This is a genomic window from Fodinibius salicampi, from assembly GCF_039545095.1.
Taxonomy (GTDB): domain Bacteria; phylum Bacteroidota; class Rhodothermia; order Balneolales; family Balneolaceae; genus Fodinibius; species Fodinibius salicampi.
Genome location: NZ_BAABRS010000002.1, coordinates 720,534 through 745,092 on the forward strand (window position 1 = coordinate 720,534; position 24,559 = coordinate 745,092).

Genomic DNA, 24,559 nt, shown 5'->3' on the forward strand with positions numbered 1-24,559 from the left:
TCTAAATAACAGTTTCTTGAATAAATACGCGTGGATCGGTGATTTTTCCTGTTACAGCAGAAGCAGCTACTGTATAAGGAGAAGCGAGGTATACCTGGGCCTGCTTGGATCCCATACGCCCGGGATAATTCCGGTTTGTAGTGGAGATACAAACTTCAGCATTATTCAAGCGGCCAAAGGTATCAGATGGACCTCCAAGGCAAGCAGCACAGGAAGCTTGTCCAATATGGCATCCGGCATCTCTGAAAATTTGAATCAGCGGCTTGCCATTTAAGGTATGAGTTTCAAGCTTATCAGCTATCTCCGTTGTTGCCGGTACAATATAAGTATCGAGTTTCAACTCATTGCCCGCAATAATTTCTGCAGCCGCTTCAAAATCCGACAGTTTTCCACCGGTACACGAACCTATATAGGCTCGATCGAGTTTGGTGCCTTCGAGTTCTAATGCAGTGGCTTTATTATCCGGACTGTGTGGTTTTGCAACCATTGGAACCATATCCTCCAGATTATAGCTGTACCGGCTGTGGTAGGTGGCATCAGCATCACTGTAAACAGGTTCAAAGTCTTTGTCGGTTCGTTCGCGGACATAGGCTTCGGTTTTCGCATCCGGTTCTACCACCCCGTTCTTACCGCCTGCTTCGATAACCATATTGGTGAGTGTCATTCGATCTTCCATTGTCATGGCACTTATACCGGGACCGCCGAATTCCATCGTGCGATATGTTGCTCCGTCAACCCCTATATCGCCAATAATTTGCAGAATAAGATCCTTGGCCATCAAATAGGGAGGCATGGAGGTGCCTTCAAAGTCAAAACGCATTGTTTCTGGTACTTTGACCCAGAGCTTGCCGGTTCCCATGATGAAAGCGGCATCAGTATTTCCTATACCCGTAGCAAATTGTCCAAAAGCGCCGGCCGTACAGGTGTGAGAGTCAGTACCGAACAGAACCTCACCCGGACGGGTAAATCCCTCTTCGGGCAGCGCAATATGGCAAACGCCTTTATAATCATCCGATCCTACATCATAGAAATAGGGAAGGTCCTGATCAGCAGCAAAAGCGCGGAGGATATCAACATTACGATTAGCGTATTTATCTTCGGTAAAAATGTAGTGGTCCGGAATAATAACTAACTTTTCCTTGTCCCATACCCGGGCATCTTCTCCAAATTGCTTTTGAAAAATGCCGATGGATGGCGGCCCGCATACATCGTGAGTCATAAGAACATCCACATCAACCCAAACACTTTCGCCGGGCTCCACGGAGGAGGAGTCACTGTGGTTTGCTAAAATCTTTTCGGTGAGAGTCATTCCCATAGTTCAAATACGTTTATGTCGTTGTTTAATATTTATTATTGTGTAACTGTTGTATCGCCGGATACTTTCTTGTGGGGCAGGGTTTCACTGACAAGCGCAAGGAGTTCCTGCTCTTTTATGGTTTTCTTTTCATCAGCAAGATTCGTGAACTTCACATATATCTGGTTCAGTTCATCCTTACCGAGAGTATATCCCAGCTTTTGAAGCTTCTTGTTAAGTGCAAACCGTCCGGAGTGTTTGCCGAGTACTATTTTATTGCCGGTCAGGCCAACTGATTCCGGGGTCATGATTTCGTAGGTCATCGGATTATTTAACACCCCATGTTGGTGGATGCCCGCTTCGTGTGCAAAGGCATTTTCACCGACAATCGCTTTATTGGGCTGGACTTGGTTCCCGGTAATCTCTGTCAGCAGTTTACTTGTGGGTACAATTTGATCCGTTACAATATTGGTTTCCTTCCCAATGATATTTTTTCGGGTTGCAATAGCCATTACGATCTCTTCAAGAGAGGCATTACCAGCCCGTTCACCAATACCGTTAATAGTACATTCTATCTGTTGAGCCCCGTTCTTAATAGCAAAGAGTGAGTTGGCTACTGCCACTCCCAAATCGTTATGACAGTGTACACTCAGTATTGCCTGGTCGATATTGGGAACATTTTCACGAATTTTGCGAATGAGTTCTCCATACTCCCAGGGCATAGCATATCCCACGGTATCCGGGACATTGATGATTTTTGCTCCGGCATCAATAACAGCCGTAAATATGTCATAGAGGAATTCCGGATCGCTGCGGGATGCATCTTCAGCAGAAAACTCCACTTCGTCACAGTATTTCCGGGCATGCTCCACGGCTCCCACAGCAGATTCCAATACTTCTTCGCGGTTCTTTTTGAGCTTATACTTCATGTGGATATCAGAAGTCGCAATGAAGGTATGGATGCGTGGCTTTGGAGCCGGTTCTACTGCTTCAGCGGCTCTTTCAATATCCTTTTTCCGCGTCCGGCATAAAGCTGCAACAGTACTCCTTTTAATATGTTCACTTATTTTACGAACCGTCTTAAAGTCTCCTTCTGATGCAATAGGAAAACCGGCCTCAATAACATCAGCCTGTAGACGCTCGAGCTGAAGGGCAAGACGAAGTTTTTCATCCTGGTTCATGCTAAAGCCTGGGGACTGCTCCCCATCTCGAAGAGTCGTATCGAATATTGAAATTTGGTTTTCCATAGTATTAAGCAGTGTTGATCTATTCAGAATTAGGTTACAATCGTAAATCGGTTAGTTTGAGGTGAAAGCATATTGCACTTGTTAGCAGTCTGGCTGCTTAGGAGTGTTTGTATGTTGCAGGTAGAACGAATCATGTTATTAGATTGCTTCTTTTTGGTGAATATTTTTCGCTTGTTTTGCCAGATAGTAACTAAAGCTATCCGTCAGTGCTTGCCAGCTTGCATCAATAATATTGTGTGAAACTCCTACGGTACCCCAACTGTCGCTTCGTTTAGCTGAATCAATCAATACGCGTACATCAGCTCCAGTTCCGTCTTTTTCATTCAGTACCCGTACCTTGTAATCTGTCAGGTGCATCTCGCTTATTTCCGGATAGAACTTAATCAGTGCTTTTCGAAGTGCTTTATCCAGAGCGTGTACAGGTCCATTACCTTCGGCGGCACAGTGTTCAACCTGGTCATTGACTTTTATGCGCAGAGTGGCCTCGGTACGGGAATTGCCGGAAATATTTTTCTCAGCAATGATGCGGAATCCTTCGAGGGTAAAAAACTCTTCCCAAGCTCCGGTCATTTTTTTTGCAAGGAGCTCAAAAGAAGCTTCCGCTGCCTCAAACTGATATCCTTTGTTTTCCAGTTGTTTCAGTTTCTGAACAATTTCAGGTACTTTGTCGCCATATTTTTCCAGCTCAATACCCAGCTGTTCGGCTTTATAGTTGATATTGCTTTTGCCGGATAAATCGGAAACAAGCACACGACGACTATTACCGACCTGTTGTGGTCGTATATGTTCATAGGTTTCCTCATTTTTCATGACAGCACTTACATGGATGCCTCCTTTATGGGCAAAAGCACTGCGACCCACATATGGTTGTCTGATATCCGGATTGAGGTTGGCCACTTCGCTGACGAAGTGGGAAACAGCCGTAAGCTGGTCTAAATTATCAGTTGGGATACAGTGATAGTTTTGCTTGAGCTGCAAGTTCGGAATCAACGAGCAGAGATTCGTATTTCCACAGCGTTCACCATATCCGTTGATTGTTCCCTGCACATGCACACACCCATTTTGGACTGCTGAAAGAGCATTCGCCACACCCAACTCGCAGTCGTTATGTGCATGTATCCCCAACGGAGCATCTATCTGTTTTCCAACTTCATTAACGATTTCCGAAACTTCATGGGGCAGTGTTCCTCCATTGGTGTCGCAGAGAACCAGTACATCAGCACCAGCATCTTCTGCGGCCTTGAGAGTACTCAACGTATAATCTGGATTGGCCTTGTAGCCATCAAAGAAATGCTCGGCATCGTATATGACTTCTTTGTCGTGTTCTTTAAGATAGCGAACCGAGTCTTTGATAATAGTTAAGTTTTCCTCTGCAGAAATTTGAAGCGCTTTTTCTACATGCAGGAGCCAGCTTTTGCCAAAAATAGCAACGGCTGGCGTACCGGCATCCACCAGTAATGCAAGATTACGATCTTTCTCCGGCGGGGTATGAGCCCGGCAGGTGCTGCCAAAGGCAACAATTTTGGCATGGTCGAAGGAAGCCTGGCCAGCCAGTTCAAAGAACTCCATATCACGGGGATTGGATCCCGGCCAGCCTCCTTCAATATAGTCTATGCCCAGACTATCGAGACGTTGTGCTATTCGCAGTTTGTCCTCAGCAGAAAAGGCGACCTTTTCTCCCTGAGTCCCGTCCCGAAGGGTGGTATCGAATATTTGGATTTGTTGGTCCATTATTCAGCAGCTTCTGCAGTTTTATCTTCTTCCAGCCAGTTCATCATTGAGCGGAGTTGTTTACCCACTTTTTCAATCTTATGATTATCTAAATCACTTCTGAGCGCTTTAAGCTTAGGTATTCCATTTTTGTTTTCTTCAATCCATTCATCAGCAAAAGTACTATCCTGTACTTCACTGAGTATCGCTTCCATTCGCTTCTTGGTGACCTCATCAATAATTCGGGGGCCGCGGGTCAACCCGCCGTATTCGGCTGTATCACTTACAGAGTAATACATGCCTTCGATTCCTCCTTCATACATGAGATCTACAATAAGTTTGAGTTCATGGAGGCATTCGAAATACGCAATTTCGGGCTGATATCCAGCCTCGGTAAGGACTTCAAAACCCTGTTTAACGAGTTCAGAAACGCCACCGCACAGAACAGCCTGTTCGCCAAAAAGATCAGTTTCTGTTTCCTCTTCAAAAGTTGTTTCAAGTACCCCAGCACGTGTTCCGCCAAGTCCTTTGGCATAAGCCAGAGCCGTATTTTTTGCTGTTCCTGTATAATCCTGCTCAATAGCAATAAGGCAGGGAACGCCCGATCCTTTTGTATAAACTCGACGAACCAGATGACCCGGGCTTTTCGGGGCTACCATGAAAATATCAACATTTGAAGGCGGCTCAATCTGACCAAAATGAATATTAAATCCATGGGCAAATGCCAACACATTACCATCCGACAAATGGGGCTGGATTTCATTCTTATATACCTCAGCCTGGAATTGATCGGGAATGAGGACCATCACAATATCGCCTTTCTTTGCTGCTTCAGCAGTGCTAAGTACTTCTAATCCTTCATTTTGTGCCTCTTCACGAGAAGAACTTCCTTTCCGAAGGCCCACTACAACATCTACGCCGCTTTCTTTAAGATTCAAGGCGTGGGCATGCCCCTGACTTCCGTATCCAATAATGGCAACGGTTTTGTCGCTTAGATACTTAAGGTCAGCGTCGTCGTTATAATAAGTTTTTGCTTCCATCTTTATTGTTTGTAGTTATAATATGTTTGAGTTGTTCGTTGTCTTATACAGATCCTTCAAATTCTCTTTTGAGTGCTACACTGCCTGTCCGTGAAATTTCGTCAATACCAAAGGGATCCAGCATACCGATAAAAGCATTGATTTTGTCCCGATTTCCAGTGACCTCAATCGACAGTTTGCCGGGACTTATATCGATTACCTTGGCCCGAAAAACCTGAGCAATCTGCATGATTTCAGATCTGCTGGATCGCGTGGCGGTTACCTTAATCAGTGCTAACTCACGCTCCACAAATCGCTCATAAGTGAGGTCCGTGACGGTAACAACATCAATTATTTTGTGCAGCTGCTTGGTTATTTGTTCAATAATCTGCTCATCACCATGGGTAGTAATCGTAATTCGTGCTAAGTCCGATTCCTTTTCCGAACCGAAACTTATGCTGTCAATGTGAAAGCCTTTCCCGCTGAAAATTCCAATAATACGGGAGAGTGCATTCAGATTATAGCTAACCAGTACGGAAAGTGTATGTCTGTCGGATGTTTGAGATGAAATACCGTTTTTTGATACTGTCATTATTCTGGACCTTCAACCATTTCGTTCAATGCGGCTCCTGAGGGAACCATAGGATAACAATTTTCTCGTGCTTCAACGCGGAAATCCATTACGACCGGCCGGTCGTTAATCTTCATTGCTTTTTCAAGTATATCATCCATCTCCTCATCATTGGAGGCTCGATATCCAACGGCGCCATAACTTTCCGCAAGTTTTACAAAATCGGGATTTCCTTTCTTAAGGATAGAGTGGCTATATCTCTTATTGTAGAAAAGTTCTTGCCACTGCCGGACCATGCCGAGGCATTCATTATTCATAATGGCGATTTTTACCGGCACTTCATATTCAACAGCCGTTGCCAATTCGTATGCTGTCATTTGAAATCCACCATCGCCGGTAATACATACAATCGGCCGATCGGGACAACCAAAAGCAGCACCCATTGCGGCGGGGAAACCATACCCCATTGTTCCTAATCCACCTGAGGAGAGAAATGACCGCGGATGATTAAAAGTATAGTGTTGGGCAGCCCACATTTGGTGTTGGCCAACATCGGTAACTACAATCGCCTCGCCATTTGTTACTTCAGAGATTCGTTCAATCATACGTTGCGGCTTAATAAGCCCTTCAGATTTCGGAACTTTCAGGGGGTGATTCTTTTTCCAGTCTTCAATAGTATTCCACCAGTCAGTAGTATCAGGCTTGCTGGCCTGTTGATCTATAGCTGAAAGGACATTCTTTACATCTCCAACAATAGGTACCTCAACCGGAACATTCTTTCCAATATTAGAAGGATCAATATCAATATGGATTTTCTTGGAATGCGGAGAAAATCCATCGAGTCGGCCCGTAACCCTGTCATCGAATCTTGCGCCTGCGGCCAAAAGTACATCGCATTCGGTAGTAGCCATATTTGCATAATAGGTGCCATGCATTCCCAGCATTCCGAGTGATTGGGGTTTACTTTCGGGAAATCCACCCAAGCCCATTAATGTAGTTGTTACCGGAATATTGAGACGTTCAGCCATTGCAGTGAGTTCTTCCCAGGCTTCCCCAAGAATAACACCACCGCCGGCATAAATAAGCGGCTTCTTGGCATTGCTAAGCATTTGGGCTGCTTTGGAAACCTGTGTGGAATGTCCCTCACGCGTAGGTTTATAGCTGGGGATAGAAACTTTCTTTAAGCCGCTGTAGTGGGCCTCGCTTTTGATCATATCCTTTGGGAGATCAACGAGTACAGGCCCCGGTCGCCCGCTTGTTGCTACATGAAATGCTTCCCGGATAACCTGTTCAAGATTACTGACATCCTTAACCAAATAATTATGCTTGGTTATGGGACGAGTGATGCCTACAATATCCGCTTCCTGGAAAGCATCATTTCCAATCATATCTGTGGGAACCTGGCCGGTGAAAACCACCATGGGAATAGAATCCATGGCGGCGGTAGCAATACCGGTAACCGTATTTGTTCCACCGGGACCAGAAGTCACCAATACTACTCCGGCTTTTCCAGTGGCACGGGCATAACCATCTGCGGCATGAGCGCCGGCCTGTTCGTGACGTATCAAAACGTGGTTGATGTCATGTTCGTCAAAAAGGGAATCATAAATAGGCAGAACAGCCCCACCGGGATAACCGAAAATGGTATCCACATTGACATCCTTTAGAGTATTAATTAAAATCTCCGCTCCATTTAATACAGCCGTGTCAGGCGTATTCGTAGCTTGGTTCTTATTTTTGTGTTCAGCGGGTTCTGTTTTTGGCTGTGCCATATGTAATCCGGTAGATATACTTTTCCTACCAGAGGTCAGAAATAAAGCAGCATTTTTAGTGGACTGTGAGTTTCTAACCTCTGGCTATTTTGGTTAGCTAATAATTAGAATTAGGTTAATAATGCCAGAAATTAGAATAGGTAGACCAATTAGAATGCTAATTAGACCTACCACAGGAGAGACAGAAACAGCTATAATAGGTAATACAATAGAAATGAATGTAAGAGCAACCAGTACAGATATACTATCAGTTGTTTTAAAGCTGGAAGGAATTTCCGCCAGTTGGACAACAGAGTTTGTATGTGATGCTGGTTTATTCAATTTTGGCTGTTTCTTTGAATTAAGAAGCAGTAGTATATATAATGGAGAGTTGCTTGTCAAATAAAAAAACAAATATTTTTGTTTCTTTTTCTCCTTGTATAGTTTTACGAATATGTTAGCTTTAGCATGCTGTTGATTACAGCGTTCTTTTTTATTTATCTCTTTAACCTTTTTTAGAAAATATATCGTAAATAACGTCTCTATGTCTCCTAAACTTAACAAGTACAGCTCTCGATTAACACAGGAGGAATCTCAGGTTGGCTCACAAGCTATGTTATACGGCGCGGGTTTGACTGATGAAGATTTTGATAAAGCGCAGGTAGGAATTGCCAGCACCGGATGGGAAGGAAATCCTTGCAACATGCATTTAAATGATCTTGCTGAGCATGTGCGTGATAGTGCATGGGAATCGGGGCTGGTAGGATTAAATTTTTATAGTATTGGTGTGAGTGACGGCATCTCCATGGGTACCCAGGGTATGAAATATTCCCTGCAATCCCGCGAAATTATTGCAGATTCTATAGAAACAGTAATGCGTGCCCAATGGTATGATGCTAATATCTCTATTGTAGGATGTGATAAGAATATGCCTGGGGCCGTAATAGCTATGGCTCGATTTAATCGTCCATCAATTATGGTATATGGAGGATCCATTCGACCTGGAGAGCTTAACGGACAGAAGTTAGATATTGTATCTGCTTTTGAATCGTATGGCTCCTACCTCTCGGAGGAAATTACTAAAAAAGAAATGAAGGATGTGCTCCGTCATGCATGTCCCACAGCCGGTGCTTGTGGAGGAATGTATACGGCCAATACCATGGCTTCGGCTATTGAAACAATGGGAATGAGTTTGCCTTTTAGTTCTTCTATCCCGGCTACCCATTCCGAAAAGATCAAGGAATGCAAAAAAGCGGGAGAAGCAATCCGACTTTTACTTGAACAGGATATCAAACCGAGGGACATTATTACACGGCAGGCGATTGAGAATGCGGTTACCATGACTATAGCTCTTGGGGGATCCACGAATGCCGTAATGCATATCCTGGCGATTGCGCATGCAGCTGAAGTGGATTTTACGATTGACGATTTTCAGGAAATTAGCAACCAAACACCCTATTTGGCAGATCTCAAGCCCAGTGGAAAATATGTTATGGAAGATCTCTATAATGTAGGCGGGGTTCCGGCGGTTCAAAAGTTACTTCTCGAAGAAGGCTACTTAGAAGGGGATTGTTTAACGGTAACCGGAGAGACGCTGGCAGAAAATGTAGCTGATGTACCGGGACTTTTTGAGGAACAGAATATCATTGCACCGGTTGATAAGCCTATTAAGTCCACGGGGCATTTGGAAATTTTGTATGGCAATCTGGCTTTGGAAGGGGCAGTAGCCAAGATTACAGGCAAGGAGGGAACCCGTTTTTCAGGTCCGGCGCGCGTTTATAACTCAGAAGAGGAAAGTTTGAAAGCAATTCAGGACGGAGAGGTGCAAAAAGGAGATGTCGTTGTAATTCGATATGAAGGCCCTAAAGGCGGTCCCGGAATGCGTGAAATGCTGTCGATAACGGCAGCGATTATGGGCGCTGGACTCGGTAAGGAAGTAGCACTTATTACTGACGGACGCTTTTCCGGAGGGAGTCACGGCTTTGTCATTGGTCACGTGACACCGGAGGCGCAAGTTGGCGGAGCTATTGGATTGATCAAGGATGGAGACCTCATTACGATTGATGCCGATGAGCGAGCTATTAATGTGGATCTTTCCGACGAAGAGCTGGAAGACCGACGCCAAAATTGGGAAGCTCCTCCACTGCAGGTTACCAGCGGCTCACTGTACAAATATGCCAAGTTGGTTTCTTCAGCCTCCGAAGGATGCGTTACGGATAAATAATGTAATTCTGATGTTTTCCTTTAAGCAGGAAGATAGTTTTCAGAAAATTTAATGCAGGGCTTGATCAATATCCTGCTGAATATCTTCTATTGCTTCAAGTCCTACGGCTATTCTAACCATTCCGGGTGTTATATTTACTACCGCACGCTCTTCTTCCGTGAGTTTAGAGTGAGTCGTAGAGGCCGGATGTGTAGCAATGGTTCGGGTATCTCCCAGGTTAGCTGAAAGAGAAAGAGTATTCAGTTTGTCCAGGAATTGTTTGGCAGCATCATATCCGCCTTCAATGTTGAAGGCCACGACTCCGCCTCCTTTCTTCATCTGTTTTTGTGCCAGTTTATATTGTGGATGGCTCGGCAGAAAAGGATATTTTACCCATTCAACAGTAGACTGTTCTTCCAGGAATTGAGCCAGGGCCAACGCATTATCGCAGTGGCGATCCATACGTACGGGCAGGGTTTCCAGACTTTTGGAAAACATCCAGGCGTTAAAAGGGGAGAGGGCCGGACCGGAATGCCGGCAAAAGAAACTGATATCTTCAATATATTCTTCTTTTCCTACGATTACGCCCCCTATCCCGCGACCCTGTCCATCGATAAACTTCGTGGCAGAGTGTAAGACGATATCGGTTCCGTATTCTATCGGCTTTTGAAGGTATGGGGTGGCAAAGCAGTTGTCAACAATAAGAATCAGGTTATGGGCTTCGGCCAGCTCCCCGGCCCATTCCAGATCAATAAGATCGAGCCCCGGGTTAGACGGGGTTTCAAGAAATAATACTTTGGTATTATCCTGTATATATTGCTCCCATTGTTCCGGTTGGTCGATATTGCCATAAGAGTAGTCGATACCCCATTTAGGTAAAATCTCATTTAAAATTTGATGAGAGGATCCAAATAGAGAACGACAGGCCAGTATATGATCTCCCTGTTCGAGCAGAGCAGCAAGACTCGAGAAGATAGCAGACATACCTGAAGCTGTAGAAACACCGTCCTCGGCACCTTCCAGCCGACACATTTTTTCTACAAACTCATTGGTATTGGGATTGGAGTATCGACTATAAACATTTCCATCTACCTCCCGGGCAAAAAGTGCACGCGCATGCTCAGCTGAATCAAAAACAAAGCTGGAGGTCATGAAAAGGGGAGTAGAATGCTCGCGCTGTTCAGTGCGTTCAGTTTGGGTACGAATAGATTTTGTTTCGGCTTGCTGCTCACTCATAATAAAATATTATTCGGATTTGATTTCGTAGCTATGGGTAATTTCTGATGTCTTTTCGAGGGTTTTTGAGACAGAACAGTATTTATCCAAAGATAAGTTGATGGCACGCTCTACTTTTTGTTTGTCAAGATCTCCGGTAAATATATAGTGCATATGGATAGTCGTAAACTCTGAATAGGTATCTTTCTTCTGTCGATCCCCTTCGATTTCAACTTTAAGATCTTTTAAATTCTGCTTTTGTTTCTCAAGTATACCAATAATATCAATAGCGCTGCATCCGCCTGCGCCGGCCAGCAGAAGCTGCATGGGACTAAATCCACCTTCAAGTCCGCCAATACTGGTAGAGCCGTCCATGCGAATAAGTCCTTCTTCTTCATTTTCAGCCTGCATATGCGTTCCTTTTAGCTGCTCAACTGTGATCTTCATATATAATAATTTTTTAACTATTTAATGACAGGCGGAAGTTAATTAAATCGGATGGGGGAAGAAAGGTCATTACCAATATCAGATAATCCTATGTAATGCTAAAATGCTCTTGTTTTCTTAATTACATCTATTAACTTTGTTTTGATATCAATTATCAAGCCAATAAAAAGAGGAGTGCCCTTGAGTAATTCAAAAAAGAAGTTCACGCCTTTTGTTAGCGCTGAAGATGACCTTCCGCAAATAACATTCAAAGCGGTAGTATTGGGTATCTTATTATCTGCAATTTTAGCCGGGGCCAACGCCTATCTGGGATTAAAGGTTGGAATGACGGTTTCAGCTTCTATCCCGGCAGCAGTAATTTCAATGGCTGTTCTGCGATTATTTAAGCACTCTAATATTCTTGAGAATAATATCGTTCAGACAGCAGCCTCGGCCGGGGAATCACTCGCCGCTGGTGTTATATTTACCCTTCCTGCCCTTATCTTGCTTCGTTACTGGGTGGACTTCCCCTTCCTCGATACAATGGCTATTGCCATGCTGGGAGGAGTGCTAGGTGTACTCTTTACCATCCCTTTGCGTCGCGCTTTGATTATTGAACAGGATCTGAAATTTCCGGAAGGGGTAGCTACCGGGGAAGTCCTGAAAGCTGGAACCGAGGGTGGTCAGGGAATTAAACAAATTGCATGGGCTGGATTGGCTGGTGCGTTATTTAAACTGGGACAAACGGGGCTAAAGGTATTTTCAGGAGCAGCTAGTGGATCGGTAACAGTAGGCCGTTCTATTTTTGGATTAGGAACAGAGCTTTCGGTAGCGTTGCTTGGCGTGGGGTATATCGTGGGACTTAATATTGCGGTATTGGTTTTTGCCGGTGGACTTATTTCCTGGCTATTCGGAATACCGTTGTATATGGCTTTTACGGATCCCGCTGAAGTGTCAGCTGTTGTGGGAGAGGCTTCGGGCTATAGTGCCGCTCTAGAGATTTGGAGCCAGAAAATACGCTATATGGGAGTAGGTGCTATGGTTGTTGGTGGTATCTGGGCTCTTATTTCCTTAGCCAAGCCCCTAAAAGACGGTATCCAATCATCATGGAAGACCGTTCAAAAAATACGGTCAGGTGAAGAAGATACCCGACTTAGAACAGAAAGGGATATGCCGATTAATTATGTCCTGTGGGGAGTTGCAGGACTTGCATTACCGATTTTTTTGGTTTTTACCCAGGTTATTGACACTTCCCATTTACCCGTTAGCAGCGGACTGTACTGGTCAACGATGGCGATCGGGATGCTGTTTTCGCTCATTGCCGGATTTTTGTTTGCATCCGTCGCCGGTTATATGGCGGGACTGGTCGGTTCTTCCAATAATCCAATTTCAGGAGTAACTATAGCAACTATCTTAGCTACCTCGTTGATTTTACTTGTACTGCTGGGATCGCAGCTTGAGTTTAGTGCTGATACGGAGAGGGCTCAGGCTGCTGCCGCGGCTGCCATTGTTGTGGGAGCCATGGTTGCCTGTGCTGCGGCCATAGCTGGTGACAATATGCAGGACTTAAAAGCAGGTCAGTTGGTAGGATCCACGCCCTACAAGCAACAAATTATGCAGATTATAGGAGTGGTAGCTGCGGCCCTTGTTATTGCACCTATCTTAAGTCTTCTTTTTAATGCATATGGCATGGGAGGAGTATTTCCAAGAGAGGGAATGAATCCCGATGAGATGCTTAGCGCACCACAGGCCACATTAATGCAGTCCGTGGCCGAAGGGGTATTTGCCCGCAATTTAGAGTGGAATATGATCTGGATTGGATCAGCCATAGCGGTGGCTATTATTATACTGGATAAGTTCCTGGAAAAGCGGGGAACAGATTTTCAAACACCTGTGTTGGCCGTAGCCGTGGGAATCTATCTCCCGCTGGAATTAACGGTCCCTATCTTTGTGGGCGGTATGATTGCCTGGTTTGCTGGAAGAGTCGTGGCTAAGCGGGCTAAAGAAGCAGGGAAAGATCCGGAAAAAGCCAAAACAAAAGCTGAAAATAACGGCTTACTCTTTTCATCTGGACTTATCACAGGAGAGGCGCTGATAGGAATTGTCTTGGCTATTCCGTTCGCTATCCAGGAGAGTACCGATGCGCTTCGTATTGTTCCGGAATCCTTTACTCCTTATGCAAACTGGCTGGGCGGACTGGCAGCGGTCTTCTTTATTATCTGGCTTTACAAGGTTGCCGTTAAGAAGTAATGCTCTTTCTTATTGATGCCGTTCTTGTAATCGCTCAATAATATCATCTAAACGTATCCCTTTTTCGGTTAGCAACACCAGCAGGTGATATAACAGGTCTGCGACTTCACCTTTAAATTCATCCGGGTTGTTGTTTTTTGCTTCAATAACTGTTTCAATGGCTTCTTCACCTACTTTTTGAGTGATCAGGTCCAGTCCCTCATCAAATAGATGGGTAGTGTAGGAGCCTTCCGGCCGTTCTTTTTTTCTGCTGGCAATAAGGTTTTCCAGCTGGGATAAAAAGTCCGGTGATGAGGTTGGTTTAAAGTCTTTTTTAAAAAAACAGCTTTTATTGCCCGTATGACAAGTGGGACCCTGCGGATGAGCCAGTACCAATAGCGTATCATTATCACAATCCTGCTGAAGCTCAACCAGATCTAGATAGTTGCCGGAGGTTTCCCCTTTGGTCCAAAGTCGCTGTTTGCTTCTGCTAAAGAAAGTAACTTGTTTTTTTTCAAGAGTTGTTTCCAGAGCTGGGCGGTTCATATAGCCCAGCATGAGCACCTGAAATGAATCCGCATCCTGAATGATGGCAGGAATAAGTCCGTCTCCTTTGTCAAAGTCTATAGAATCAATATCAATCATTTTAAAATAGTTATGGTGAATTTCTTATGGCATATTTTAGCTCTTTATCTTTGACAGCAAAGATAAAGAAGGTAATTATATAGTTTCTCGAACCGGGATATCTGCATTTTTTAGTTTTTCTTTGAGATCATGAATTTCAATTTCCTGGAAGTGGAAAATACTGGCCGCCAATACTGCGTCGGCCTTCGCCTTTTTAATGGCGTCGATGCAGTGTTGAGAAGTTCCCGCCCCGCCGCTGGCAATGACAGGAATGGAGGTGATATCGTTCACTGCTGAAAGCAGTTCCAGATCAAAGCCGGACTTTGTACCGTCGCGGTCCATACTCGTCAGTAAAATTTCTCCCGCTCCCCGCTCTTCAACTTCCTTAATCCATTTAAGAGCATTTTTGCCCGTATTTTTAGATCCACCTGAAATAAAAACTTCCCACTGGTCTCCTTGACTTTTGGCATCTACAGCAGCAACAATGCACTGAGATCCAAATTGTCGGGAAGCTTCATTAATCAAATCAGGATTGCGTACGATGGCGCTGTTTAGAGATACCTTGTCGGCCCCGGCATGCAGCAAGTCAGCTATTTCTTCAACACTTCCAATACCACCACCAACAGTAAAGGGTATGTCCAGCTCAAGGGCGATTTTTTCTACGAGCTTTACCAGTGTTTTTCGCTTCTCCTTGGTAGCTGTTATATCCAGAAAGACAAGCTCATCTGCACCTTCCTTCGCATAACGGCGGGCCAGTTCTACCGGATCTCCGGCATCACGTAGTCCCTCAAAATTCACCCCTTTTACTGTTCGTCCGTCTTTGATATCGAGACAAGGAATAATTCGTTTTGCGAGCATTCGTTTCGGTTAACTTAAAGAGTTTTGATATATTACTTGAAGCTAAAGGTAAGACTTAAGTAGTGGTGAATCACAATTTATTTAAGAAATAATATCGTGAGGTACATAATACAACCTATTTTTTTTCTGATTGAGCTTGCCCTTAAGCTGGCAGCACCGCTATCTGCTATCATTAGTATGGCCGCATCGGGTAATTTTATTCAGAAAGTTTTAGAAGGATTTCATTCGCTGCCGGATACCGTAAGGGAAATAATCTGGTGGATTCGTAATATTCCCGAGATAAGTAATATTATTGATGACTATAATACCTTAACCGCCGCTGAATTTAATCAAAAATACGGGGCTGGGGCAGTAAATTATGTAATGGATTATCTTAATGAAGGAGTCGAGTATCTTCAGCAAGTGTATGTAAATCTTGCTGAACGACCGCTAAGTACTATTTTAGCTGCGCTGTTGGCCTTTTTTATATGTTATTTATCGGCGCGCATTGTACGCTTTATACGGCAGAAGGGAGAAGGTTCCGTAATTACTAAATTTGAACGACAGGCGGGTGATAGAATGTTCAAAAAAGGTGATAAAAATGAGAAGTGGTTTTAGCTATAATTGTAAGGATTTTTCTGTTTTTAATTATTAAGGAAGTAAATATATCTATTTAACTTAGATCAAGTATAAATTTTGGATTCAGGGAATCATCTTAGCAAAACTTTGGTATGTTCCTAATGAAGGTTAACAAAAAACCGAGGAGTAGTTATGGCTAAACCAAGTGAATGTCCAAAATGCGGAGCTACAGCAGTTGATCCGTGTAAGAAGGAACCAAAAATCGACTGCGTACGAGATGATAAGTAGATTCTAATAACATTAATTAGGTAGTAAAAAGGCTGCGAGGTTACTCGCAGCCTTCTTTTATTTAATACATTTTTTTATTAATTCCAGATTGAAAATATCTAAATAAAAAGCCGACCCAACGAGGCCGGCTTAAGATGATAAAAGGATTTAAAAAAGTTTAATTTAAAATCCTGGTACAACATCCGTTCTGAATAGGGTATCGAGCAAAGTAAGTCCTACTAAGAGGATAAAAAAGGCAATAGAGGCGAGAAAAAGCATCAGGTTAAATCTGTCATCCCAGTACAGATTCATGAAAAATAGAGCAACCAATGTAGCTTTAAAAATAGCTATACCCATAGCAACGATAATAGACCAGGGATCAGGAATATGCACGTAATGAACGCCAACGGTAAGTACTGTTAAGATAAAAAGCGCGCCCGCCACGCCTAATAAAGTTTTATCGGATGAAATGTGATGTCCGCTCATGAGAAAAAACGTTTTTAGTTATCAGTCAATTAGATAGAATAAGGGGAAGAGGAAAATCCAAATAATGTCAACCAGGTGCCAGTACAGGCCTGTTATTTCAACCGGTGTATAGTATTCGCTATCAAAATGGCCCTTCATCGATCGCAAAAGAAGCCAAATCATTAAGCCTATACCAATAACCACGTGAATACCGTGTAGGCCGGTCATTAAATAATAAAGGCTAAAAAAGACATTGGCTTTAGGATGATCTATACCTTCAAAGGCATAGAATTCGCCGGGGAAAATTCCAAGGTGGAATTTATGCGTCCACTCAAAATATTTAATAACCATAAAGACGGCAGCAAGTGCCAGCGTAATGCCAAGGTTTATGGCAATATTTTTTTTCTGGTTAAGCTGAGCCGATTTAATGGCCATTGCTACCGTCAGACTACTACCGATAAGTACAACAGTGTTAACTCCACCCCAAAGCGTATTAAGTTCCTCAGAAGCAAGGGTGAAGAGTTCGGGATACCATAGCCGGTAGACGATATAAGCGGCGAAAAGGCCACCGAAAAAGAGGATTTCAGTTACTAAAAATACCCACATCCCCATTTTTGCAGAATCAAACTGCTGTTCAGCATCTACAAAATGATGCTGTAAAAATTTAGAATGTGTGGAACTTGAATGATTTGCCATAATTCAGATTCTGCTGTTTATAGTTTAATACTCAATTATTCAGCTTTTGCTTCAATTTCATCAGTTGTTTCGGCCTCTTCTCCATGCCCGGTTTCAGCCAGACCAAGCTGGAATTCATCCATTGGCTTATGATAGTCGTACGGGCCATTGATGATTACCGGAGTATAGTTGAAATTATGAAGAGGCGGCAAGCTATTTACCTGCCATTCTAATGCGCGGCTTCCCCAAGGGTTAACCGGTGCCTTTTTGCCGGTATAAATAGATTTCACCAAGTAGTAGAAGATCATTACAAATCCAAAGCCGAGGATGTATGATCCAATAGTAGAAGCTTGGTGGAAAGGCTGAAATTGTTCAATGTAATTGAAATAGCGTCGGGGCATTCCAAGAGAACCCATTACGAACTGGGGAAGGAAAGTAGCATTAAATCCAATGAAAATGATGCCGCATGCAATCTTGGCCATTGTTTCGTTGTACATACGCCCCGTCATTTTAGGCCACCAGTAATGAACACCGGCTAGGAACGCCATCACCATACCACCAACCATCACAAAGTGAAAGTGAGCAACTACATAGTAGGTATCGTGCAGATGTACATTAAGGCCAATTGAGCCGAGTACAATTCCGGTAAATCCACCTACAAGAAAGAGAAAGAAAAAGCCAAATATATAGAGCAGGGGGGATTTTAAATCGATTGAGCCCTTATATAGGGTGGCCGTCCAGTTAAACATTTTAATACCTGTTGGAATCCCCACCAAGAAAGTGAGAAAAGAGAAGACCATAGAGGCCAATGAAGCCTGGCCTGAGACAAACATATGGTGCCCCCAAACCAAAAATCCAATAAAGGCAATAGCTAAGGAAGATAAAGCAATAGCCCAGTAACCGAAAATATGCTTCCTGGAAAAGGTGGTAATCACTTCAGAGACGATTCCAAAACCAGGGACAATCATAATATAAACGGCGGGGTGGCTGTAGAACCAGAAAAAATGTTGGAAGAGTACAGGATCTCCTCCCAGTGCCGGATCGAAAATACCGATTCCTAAAAGCCGTTCCATCCCAACCAGGGCTAGCGTAATCGCCAGTACAGGAGTAGCCATAATCTGGATAATGCTGGTTGCATAGAGACTCCAGGAAAAAAGAGAAAGTTTATCCCAAGTGAGGCCCGGCGCCCGCATTTTATGGATCGTAGTTATAAAGTTTACACCTGTAAGAATAGATGAGAATCCGATAACAAAAACACCAAACACCATGGTAGTGACAGCACCTCCCGTAGTTGATGAATAGGGGGTGTAGAATGTCCATCCGGTATCTATGCCACCATTAACAATAGATATAATTGCGATAAAAGCTCCGGCCAAATAGAGATAATAACTCAGTAAGTTAAGCCTTGGAAATGCTACATCTTTTGCTCCCAGTTGGATAGGAAGAAAAAAGTTACCTAAGGCAGCAGGAACAGACGGCACAAGGAACAGGAACACCATTATGGCTCCGTGCAACGTAAAGAGCTGATTATAAGTATTGGCCTCAATAAAAGTTTTGGCCGGGGTCCAAAGTTCAGTGCGAACCAAAAGGGCCATAATGCCTCCCACAAAAAAGAAGAAGGTGATAGAAGCCAGATACATAAGGCCAATTTTCTTATGGTCAACGGTAGTTAACCAAGCCCATAAGCCCGTTTCCTCATTTAAATAGTGTTTCTCAGGGTCTGCTTCAGGTTCAAAGCGTTGAACCTGAAATTTCTCAAGGTTTGATTCTGCTGTAGCCATGTTAATTCAGTGTTTTTATATATTCGATAATAGCATTGATCTGTTCGTCGTTCAGCTGGCCTTGATAGGTGTTCATTACATCAGGATAGCCATCAACGACTTTTGCACTGGGTTCGAGTATAGATTCGCGGAGGTAGTTTTCATCAACCGTTACGGTAGATCCGTCTGTTAGGGTTTCTTCGCTGTCAAAGACTCCTTGCCAGGTTGGGCCGGTCAGTTGGGTCCCGTCGGTAGAGTGACAGGTTGTACATGCGTACTCCTGAGCGAGTTGTTCTCCCCACTCTGCCGGCTCCATATCTTCAGGTGCTGAACCCCCACCTGCATTATCAGCCAGCCATTTTTTGAATTCGTTTGGTTCATGAACAATTACATTGGCTGTCATATCGGAGTGGGCCGTACCGCAGTATTCAGTACAAAAGATAATTGACTCACCTGGTTCCGGGGCGTTAAACCAGACTTCAGTATAACGTCCGGGTAATACATCCTGCTTTATTCGATAATCGGGAACATAAAAGGAGTGAATAACATCATTAGAATTCATAATCAGCTTAATAGGCCGTCCGGCAGGTACATGTAATTCTCCGGTAGTTCGAGCACCGTTTTCATAGCTAAACTGCCAGAGCCATTTTTGCGCCGTCACGTTAACTTCATATGAATCCTCTGGGGCAACACGTTGATCTATAAAAACCTGATATCCCCATCCAAATACAATGAGTACCATAATAAGCGGAATAACAGACCAGGTTACCTCAAGCTTATTATTATGTGTGATAAGTGGTGTGACCTCATCCTCAGACTTCCGTCGATATTTGATTACAAAGTATACGATGACAGCAATAAGTCCTATGGTAAGGACCAAGCTGCTCAGATGAACAAACCAAAAGAGAGTATCGGTCTGATGGGCCAGCGTTGATTTCGCCGGTGGTAATAGTAAATCGTTAAGCGCGTCCATTCGGTTCCTTTATTTGCTTTTCATTAGTATAATTTCGGTGCCGTAACCACATGAAACCTAAAAATATACCCAGAATGATAAGGGTGGCAAAGCCGCCTATCTGCATAAATCTCCAGGCAACAGGTACATAAGAGTTAGAATCCGCATCGTATTGATAGCAGTAGAGCAATACCTGTTCAGCTGTGCTGCCGATATTTCCATCTGCTGCATCATAGAGTGCATTCCTCATGTCAAATTCATTAAACTTAAGACCATAAAGATATCGGGTAATGGTCCCGTCGGGACTTAAAAACATGATTGCAGCCCCGTGGGCAAAGTCTCCGTTTTCAAGTTTATTATAATCATATCCAATTGTTTCAGTTAATCGTTGGATATTTTCTTTATTGCCGGTCAAAAAATACCAGCCTTCTTCGGCACCTTTACGCTTTAGTTTATTCAAATATTTTTCTTTGTTCTCTGCTGCCAGTTCATAGCTCTCACTGGGATCAAAACTAAAGGTTACAATATTATAGTCAGTGCCCGGATTCCATTTCAAATCTTTTACGCCATTATAAATAGCATCTTTTACCATAGTACAAAGTTGCGGACATTCATAATAGACCGGGTTCAGCAATATCGGTTTATCATTATTAAAAAGTTTTTCCAATGTTACGGAATCTCCCTTTGCATTGGCAAACTTCAAATCCAAGGGGACTTTTGTTCCCAGTTGTTCTGTAACTCCTACGTCCTGAATATTTTCAGGTTTTTGTTTGTTAAGCTGAGCAACAGAGTACATTGGTTGTAGGAACAAGCAACATATTCCTAAAGCTATTCCTACCGAGCGCATAATTTCATATTATTCTATTCTTCATTGACAGCCATTTCATTGATTACGCTGTCTATAGGTACCCTATAGGTACCCTCTTCAAGGTCAACAACACCGAAAGTATTCAGTTTTTCTTCTGCATTTTCCTTTAATTCTTTAGCTTGGTAAAATTCACTTTCAGAAGAAACACGGAGTTGTGTTGTATCCATGTGATATTGATACATTTCAAAAAGCGCCTGTACAAATACGAGAACTAAAATAATACCTAAAACACTCCAGAAAGTGAGGCGTTTATAGTTGAGTTTGTCGTACATCACGCCATGTTGCATGGAGTCTGTTAACTCTTCATCAGAAATATCTACATCAGCTTCTTTTAACTTATCTTTTTGTGCAGTGCTCTCCGTATCCGAGGCTTCTTTAAATGCTTCTTCGCCTCCTTTTTCGAGTTCCGTTGCCCACATAAGAATGACGGAAACAGGAATATCATATTGGTCAGATAATTGCTCAAGATTTTGTTTTTCATTTTCTAAAGCTTTTTGAGCAATCTTTTTCTTGAACTCCGGAGTGTATTTATTTCCTTCGTTAGGCATAACATTAGATCTTTATTTGAACGCAGCAGAGTGTTTCTTTTGCGTTAAAAAGTATTGAATATTTTACTTAGTGTTTATTAAGAGAACTTTCCAACTGTGGATCCTTAACGGGTACCATTTTGCTTTGCTTAAACTTACGGAAAAATAAGCCCAGAAAAATCCCCCCAAGTCCAAAAAAGCTGGTTATGCTCATCCAGTTAAAATGGAAGCCGTGATGATCGAGAACCGGCATAACAATCCAGTAGAGTTCAACAAAATGGGAGACAAGTATTAACACTGAAATGCTTCCTACAACCTTAGAATTGGACTTTGCCCTTTTTGGTAGTAAAACTATGAAAGGAATCACAAAGCGTCCGAACAAATAGAAATAGGCCAAATATTCATAACCTCCACTAAGACGCTCTAAAAACCAAAGCGTTTCTTCCGGGATGTTGGCGTAATAGATTAATAAAAATTGACTAAATGCGATGTAGGCGTAAAATACCGTAAACCCAAAGAGCTGGACACCGAGGTCGTAAATATGTCCTTTTTTAATAGTGGAAGTCAGTAAATTTTTGCTCCAAAGAAAGAATATGATAAGTATGAGTGCTGCAAAGAGCCCCTGGAAACTCATGGCAAAGTAATAAACTCCGAAAATGGTAGAATACCAATGGGGATCGAGCACCATTAGCCAGTCGAAAGAGGCAAAGCCAAGTGTAATAGCAAAGAAAAATAATCCTGGACCACTCACTTTACGCATCAATGTTTGAAGTCCCCAATCACCGGTTTCATCCATTTCCACGGAATTGCTATACAAGCTGTATCCCAGATAGCTCCACAGTCCAAAATAGATGAACTGGCGAACGATAAAGAAAGGAGTATTCAAATAGGGAACCTTTCCTTCCAGGACGGGATCATGTGCAATGGCATCCGCATGGGTCCAGTGAAAAAGCGTGTGCATTCCAAAGAAAATAGGAATTATAAAAAGGCCCCAAATCCAAAAATTTGAAGAAATAGCTTCCGGAATTCTTCGAATGGCTACACTCCAATGAGATCTCGTTAAATGCTGAACCATTACAAAGAATAAGCTGGCCAGTGCAAAACTGGAAAAGAAAGTAAAGTTAACCAGATATGAGAAGAAAAACTGGCCGTGGTCTAAGTAATAGCCAATACCACTGGCCAATAACCCTACCACACCAACACCAAATAGCGATTTGGTAATATTCAGGTCAGAGGGAAAGTCCAGCGTATCTGTTAATTTAGGCTTGCTCATAATTTTTTAAACACAATTAAGCTTTTGGTGTAAGCATTTTAAAATTTAACGTAATGCTTTAATATAATCTGTAATTTCCTGCAACTCCTGATCAGACATCAAATCTCTGAAAGAGGGCATATTATCGTTGTATCCCTGTACTACCTTAGCACCGGGATATTGTATCGACTCTTTTATATAACCTTCATCAGCAACTATTGTGGAATCATTCTTAAGTTTTCGCTCATTTCCATACAACCCTCTAAGGGGTGGTGTCAGCTGATTTGAACCATCAATAGGGTGACAACTCTGGCATTTATGTTGTTCAAAAAGTGTTTTGCCCCTTTGAGCACTGGTTGTAAGCGTATCTGCTTGTTCAGTTGTAACCGTATCTGTTGTATTGTCGGTATCCACGGAGTTACTTACTTTCTTTTGCAATAGGAGACTCATCAGTTGCAGTATCAGAAGTTTCTTGCGCAGATACATTATTACTTGGCTCAGGTTCCATATTCCCTTCAGGCGGTTCCTGGTCACTTAATGATTTTATATATTCAATCAGTGAATTGATCTCGCTTTCGCTAAGATGATCATAGGGAACCATAGAGGGTGGATACCCTTCAGCAACTTTTGCCGATGGTTCTACAATTGATTCATGCAAATAATCTTCGTCCGCAATTACCGTTGATCCATCCTCAAGAGGACGTTCCGAGCCATACAAATTCTGCCAGGTTGGTCCAACCATTGAGGAACCATCCGTAGAGTGACAGGCTCCACATGCATTTTCTGTAGAGATAGTTTTTCCTCGCTCTACTGAAACTTCACCGCCATCTTCAGCAGCAGGTTCCTCAGCCTGTGCGTCCGCCATTTGCTGCTCAAACTCATCTTGCAGTGCAGCGATATCAACGTCATAGCTACGCAGCTGTTCTTCAGTAGCATTTTGACTTCTTTGGAGAGCACGTACATAAGCAACAATTGCCCAGCGGTCTTTGACTCCTATCTGTTTACCATATGCGGGCATATTACGAATACCGTCCGAAATAACAGAATACAGATAGCCATCGGCTTGGTTTCTCAGGCGATCGGAATGAAAGCTTGGCGCGGGCACATAACCATAGTTATTTTCCATGATAATGCCATTACCAGCCCCGGTTCCACCATGACAGGGGGTACAGAATACGTCGTACTGATCCTTACCCCGGTAAATAAATGATTTTGTGAGATCAACGGGAATCTCTTGTACGTAGCTGCTGTCTTCATTTATTCCATAATATAACGCTTTGTCGTCTTTTAACTTGCCGCGGGCGACCGTCCCTTCAACCGGCTGACGCATGGCCCGATTATCGGCAAAAAATTCATTTCGTTCTTGTGGATCAAATCGTTCCTGTTGATCCATATTCATATTAGGATGAATCGGAGGCTTTTCCGAGGTTTGACCGCGGCATGAAGTCAGGACAATGGGCAAAGTAATAGCCGCCAGAAGTAAATAGTTAGTAGCTTTCATCGGATTGTAATGCAAAACTATAGATTGTATTTGTTAATTATTCCGAATCGTAAACGGTTTCTATGTGTGAAGCTCCATTCTCACGAAACAGCTGAGATACTTTTTCTTCGGCAAAAAGATCGTCGGAGGCTTCAATACACACGAAAAAACCATCGTCCGAAGCTTTATCAAAGCGATCAACGTTAAAAAGAGGGTTGTTAAACCGTGGAAGTTTATTTAAGGATAACATTCCGAAAACAGCTGCAAAAGCAGAGAGTAACACGGTAATTTCAAAAGTAATAGGAACATAAATGGGATAGTTAATAAAAGGCTTTCCACTGATGTTCATTGGATATTCATAACCCATTACCCAGATCATCAACGACAGGGCTCCAATCATGCCTGTCAGTGCTCCGCCCAATACAATCCAGCCCAATGGGGATTCTTTAATACCCATGGCTTTCTCCATCCCATGGATAGGAAAAGGGGCATAGGTATCAAAATCCTGATACCCGGATTTTCGTACCGAATTGGCGGCATCCACCAACTCTTTTGGATTACGGAACTCCGCTAAAACACCGTGAACTTGTTTGTTTTCAGATTCCATA

Annotated in this window: 23 protein-coding genes and 1 pseudogene; 4 read left to right on the forward strand and 20 right to left on the reverse strand. The window is 43.1% G+C overall.

Annotated elements, in window-relative coordinates:
* Nucleotide 1: 1 nt before the first annotated feature.
* From ABEB05_RS10850 to ilvB, 6 genes and pseudogenes are all read right to left on the reverse strand, one after another.
* On the reverse strand, nucleotides 2-1,315 hold the full coding sequence (locus ABEB05_RS10850) for a 3-isopropylmalate dehydratase large subunit (protein ID WP_265790048.1): 1,314 nt from the start codon (nucleotides 1,313-1,315) through the stop codon (nucleotides 2-4).
* A gap of 77 nt (nucleotides 1,316-1,392) precedes the next feature.
* Nucleotides 1,393-2,541 (reverse strand): annotated as a pseudogene (locus ABEB05_RS10855) (2-isopropylmalate synthase); the annotation flags it as partial.
* Nucleotides 2,542-2,679: 138 nt separating this feature from the next.
* Complete coding sequence (cimA, locus tag ABEB05_RS10860) at nucleotides 2,680-4,272, reverse strand: citramalate synthase (protein WP_265790051.1); 1,593 nt, start codon at nucleotides 4,270-4,272, stop codon at nucleotides 2,680-2,682.
* Nucleotides 4,272-5,291 carry a ketol-acid reductoisomerase gene (gene ilvC, locus ABEB05_RS10865; RefSeq protein ID WP_265790053.1) on the reverse strand — a complete coding sequence of 340 codons (1,020 nt, stop codon included), beginning with the start codon at nucleotides 5,289-5,291 and terminating at the stop codon, nucleotides 4,272-4,274. The genes cimA and ilvC overlap by 1 nt, the downstream gene beginning before the upstream one ends.
* 43 nt (nucleotides 5,292-5,334) lie before the next feature.
* A complete protein-coding gene (gene ilvN, locus ABEB05_RS10870; RefSeq protein ID WP_265790055.1) occupies nucleotides 5,335-5,862 on the reverse strand; it encodes an acetolactate synthase small subunit in 528 nt (175 codons plus the stop codon).
* A complete protein-coding gene (gene ilvB / locus ABEB05_RS10875) occupies nucleotides 5,862-7,613 on the reverse strand; it encodes a biosynthetic-type acetolactate synthase large subunit (RefSeq protein ID WP_265790057.1) in 1,752 nt (583 codons plus the stop codon). The genes ilvN and ilvB overlap by 1 nt, the downstream gene beginning before the upstream one ends.
* A gap of 121 nt (nucleotides 7,614-7,734) precedes the next feature.
* Between ilvB and ABEB05_RS10880 the strand changes: the two genes are divergently transcribed.
* Entirely contained in the window at nucleotides 7,735-7,998 is a 264-nt protein-coding gene (locus ABEB05_RS10880) for a hypothetical protein (protein ID WP_265790059.1), read from the forward strand.
* Between the two features lie 138 nt (nucleotides 7,999-8,136).
* Nucleotides 8,137-9,816, forward strand: a complete 1,680-nt coding sequence (gene ilvD / locus ABEB05_RS10885; protein WP_265790061.1) for a dihydroxy-acid dehydratase — start codon at nucleotides 8,137-8,139, stop codon at nucleotides 9,814-9,816.
* Nucleotides 9,817-9,864: 48 nt separating this feature from the next.
* On the opposite strand, the gene metZ is transcribed toward ilvD, so the two are convergent.
* Complete coding sequence (metZ, locus tag ABEB05_RS10890; protein WP_265790063.1) at nucleotides 9,865-11,031, reverse strand: O-succinylhomoserine sulfhydrylase; 1,167 nt, start codon at nucleotides 11,029-11,031, stop codon at nucleotides 9,865-9,867.
* Nucleotides 11,032-11,040: 9 nt separating this feature from the next.
* Entirely contained in the window at nucleotides 11,041-11,457 is a 417-nt protein-coding gene (locus tag ABEB05_RS10895; protein WP_265790064.1) for an OsmC family protein, read from the reverse strand.
* A gap of 180 nt (nucleotides 11,458-11,637) precedes the next feature.
* On the opposite strand from ABEB05_RS10895, the gene ABEB05_RS10900 reads away from it, so the two are divergent.
* Nucleotides 11,638-13,686, forward strand: a complete 2,049-nt coding sequence (locus ABEB05_RS10900) for an OPT family oligopeptide transporter (RefSeq protein ID WP_265790066.1) — start codon at nucleotides 11,638-11,640, stop codon at nucleotides 13,684-13,686.
* A gap of 9 nt (nucleotides 13,687-13,695) precedes the next feature.
* On the opposite strand, the gene hisIE is transcribed toward ABEB05_RS10900, so the two are convergent.
* Both hisIE and hisF read right to left on the reverse strand, forming a co-directional pair.
* Nucleotides 13,696-14,310: a bifunctional phosphoribosyl-AMP cyclohydrolase/phosphoribosyl-ATP diphosphatase HisIE gene (gene hisIE, locus ABEB05_RS10905; RefSeq protein ID WP_265790068.1), complete on the reverse strand. Its 615-nt coding sequence runs from the start codon at nucleotides 14,308-14,310 to the stop codon at nucleotides 13,696-13,698.
* 75 nt (nucleotides 14,311-14,385) lie between these two features.
* Nucleotides 14,386-15,147 carry an imidazole glycerol phosphate synthase subunit HisF gene (gene hisF, locus ABEB05_RS10910; RefSeq protein ID WP_265790070.1) on the reverse strand — a complete coding sequence of 254 codons (762 nt, stop codon included), beginning with the start codon at nucleotides 15,145-15,147 and terminating at the stop codon, nucleotides 14,386-14,388.
* 96 nt (nucleotides 15,148-15,243) lie between these two features.
* Here hisF and ABEB05_RS10915 point away from each other — a divergent pair, with 96 nt between their 5' ends.
* Nucleotides 15,244-15,744, forward strand: a complete 501-nt coding sequence (locus ABEB05_RS10915; protein ID WP_265790072.1) for a hypothetical protein — start codon at nucleotides 15,244-15,246, stop codon at nucleotides 15,742-15,744.
* 411 nt (nucleotides 15,745-16,155) lie between these two features.
* Here the strand turns inward: ABEB05_RS10915 and ABEB05_RS10920 are convergent, their stop codons facing one another.
* From ABEB05_RS10920 to ABEB05_RS10965, 10 genes are all read right to left on the reverse strand, one after another.
* Nucleotides 16,156-16,458, reverse strand: coding sequence for a cytochrome C oxidase subunit IV family protein (locus ABEB05_RS10920; RefSeq protein ID WP_265790074.1), 303 nt, complete (start codon nucleotides 16,456-16,458; stop codon nucleotides 16,156-16,158).
* A gap of 21 nt (nucleotides 16,459-16,479) precedes the next feature.
* Entirely contained in the window at nucleotides 16,480-17,133 is a 654-nt protein-coding gene (locus ABEB05_RS10925; RefSeq protein WP_265790075.1) for a cytochrome c oxidase subunit 3 family protein, read from the reverse strand.
* A 35-nt stretch (nucleotides 17,134-17,168) separates the two neighbouring features.
* Nucleotides 17,169-18,893 carry a cytochrome c oxidase subunit I gene (gene ctaD / locus ABEB05_RS10930; RefSeq protein ID WP_265790076.1) on the reverse strand — a complete coding sequence of 575 codons (1,725 nt, stop codon included), beginning with the start codon at nucleotides 18,891-18,893 and terminating at the stop codon, nucleotides 17,169-17,171.
* A gap of 1 nt (nucleotide 18,894) precedes the next feature.
* Nucleotides 18,895-19,845 (reverse strand): cytochrome c oxidase subunit II, encoded by a 951-nt coding sequence (coxB, locus tag ABEB05_RS10935; RefSeq protein ID WP_265790077.1) that lies wholly within the window; start codon nucleotides 19,843-19,845, stop codon nucleotides 18,895-18,897.
* A complete protein-coding gene (locus ABEB05_RS10940) occupies nucleotides 19,832-20,620 on the reverse strand; it encodes an SCO family protein (RefSeq protein WP_265790079.1) in 789 nt (262 codons plus the stop codon). Before ABEB05_RS10940 ends, coxB begins: the two co-directional genes overlap by 14 nt.
* A 65-nt stretch (nucleotides 20,621-20,685) precedes the next feature.
* Nucleotides 20,686-21,240 carry a hypothetical protein gene (locus ABEB05_RS10945; protein ID WP_265790080.1) on the reverse strand — a complete coding sequence of 185 codons (555 nt, stop codon included), beginning with the start codon at nucleotides 21,238-21,240 and terminating at the stop codon, nucleotides 20,686-20,688.
* A gap of 67 nt (nucleotides 21,241-21,307) precedes the next feature.
* Nucleotides 21,308-22,492, reverse strand: coding sequence for a hypothetical protein (locus ABEB05_RS10950; RefSeq protein ID WP_265790081.1), 1,185 nt, complete (start codon nucleotides 22,490-22,492; stop codon nucleotides 21,308-21,310).
* 45 nt (nucleotides 22,493-22,537) lie between these two features.
* Nucleotides 22,538-22,909, reverse strand: coding sequence for a c-type cytochrome (locus tag ABEB05_RS10955; protein WP_345694274.1), 372 nt, complete (start codon nucleotides 22,907-22,909; stop codon nucleotides 22,538-22,540).
* Nucleotides 22,890-23,972 (reverse strand): c-type cytochrome, encoded by a 1,083-nt coding sequence (locus ABEB05_RS10960; protein WP_265790083.1) that lies wholly within the window; start codon nucleotides 23,970-23,972, stop codon nucleotides 22,890-22,892. The genes ABEB05_RS10955 and ABEB05_RS10960 overlap by 20 nt, the downstream gene beginning before the upstream one ends.
* A gap of 37 nt (nucleotides 23,973-24,009) precedes the next feature.
* Nucleotides 24,010-24,558 (reverse strand): DUF3341 domain-containing protein, encoded by a 549-nt coding sequence (locus ABEB05_RS10965; protein WP_265790084.1) that lies wholly within the window; start codon nucleotides 24,556-24,558, stop codon nucleotides 24,010-24,012.
* Nucleotide 24,559: the final 1 nt, after the last annotated feature.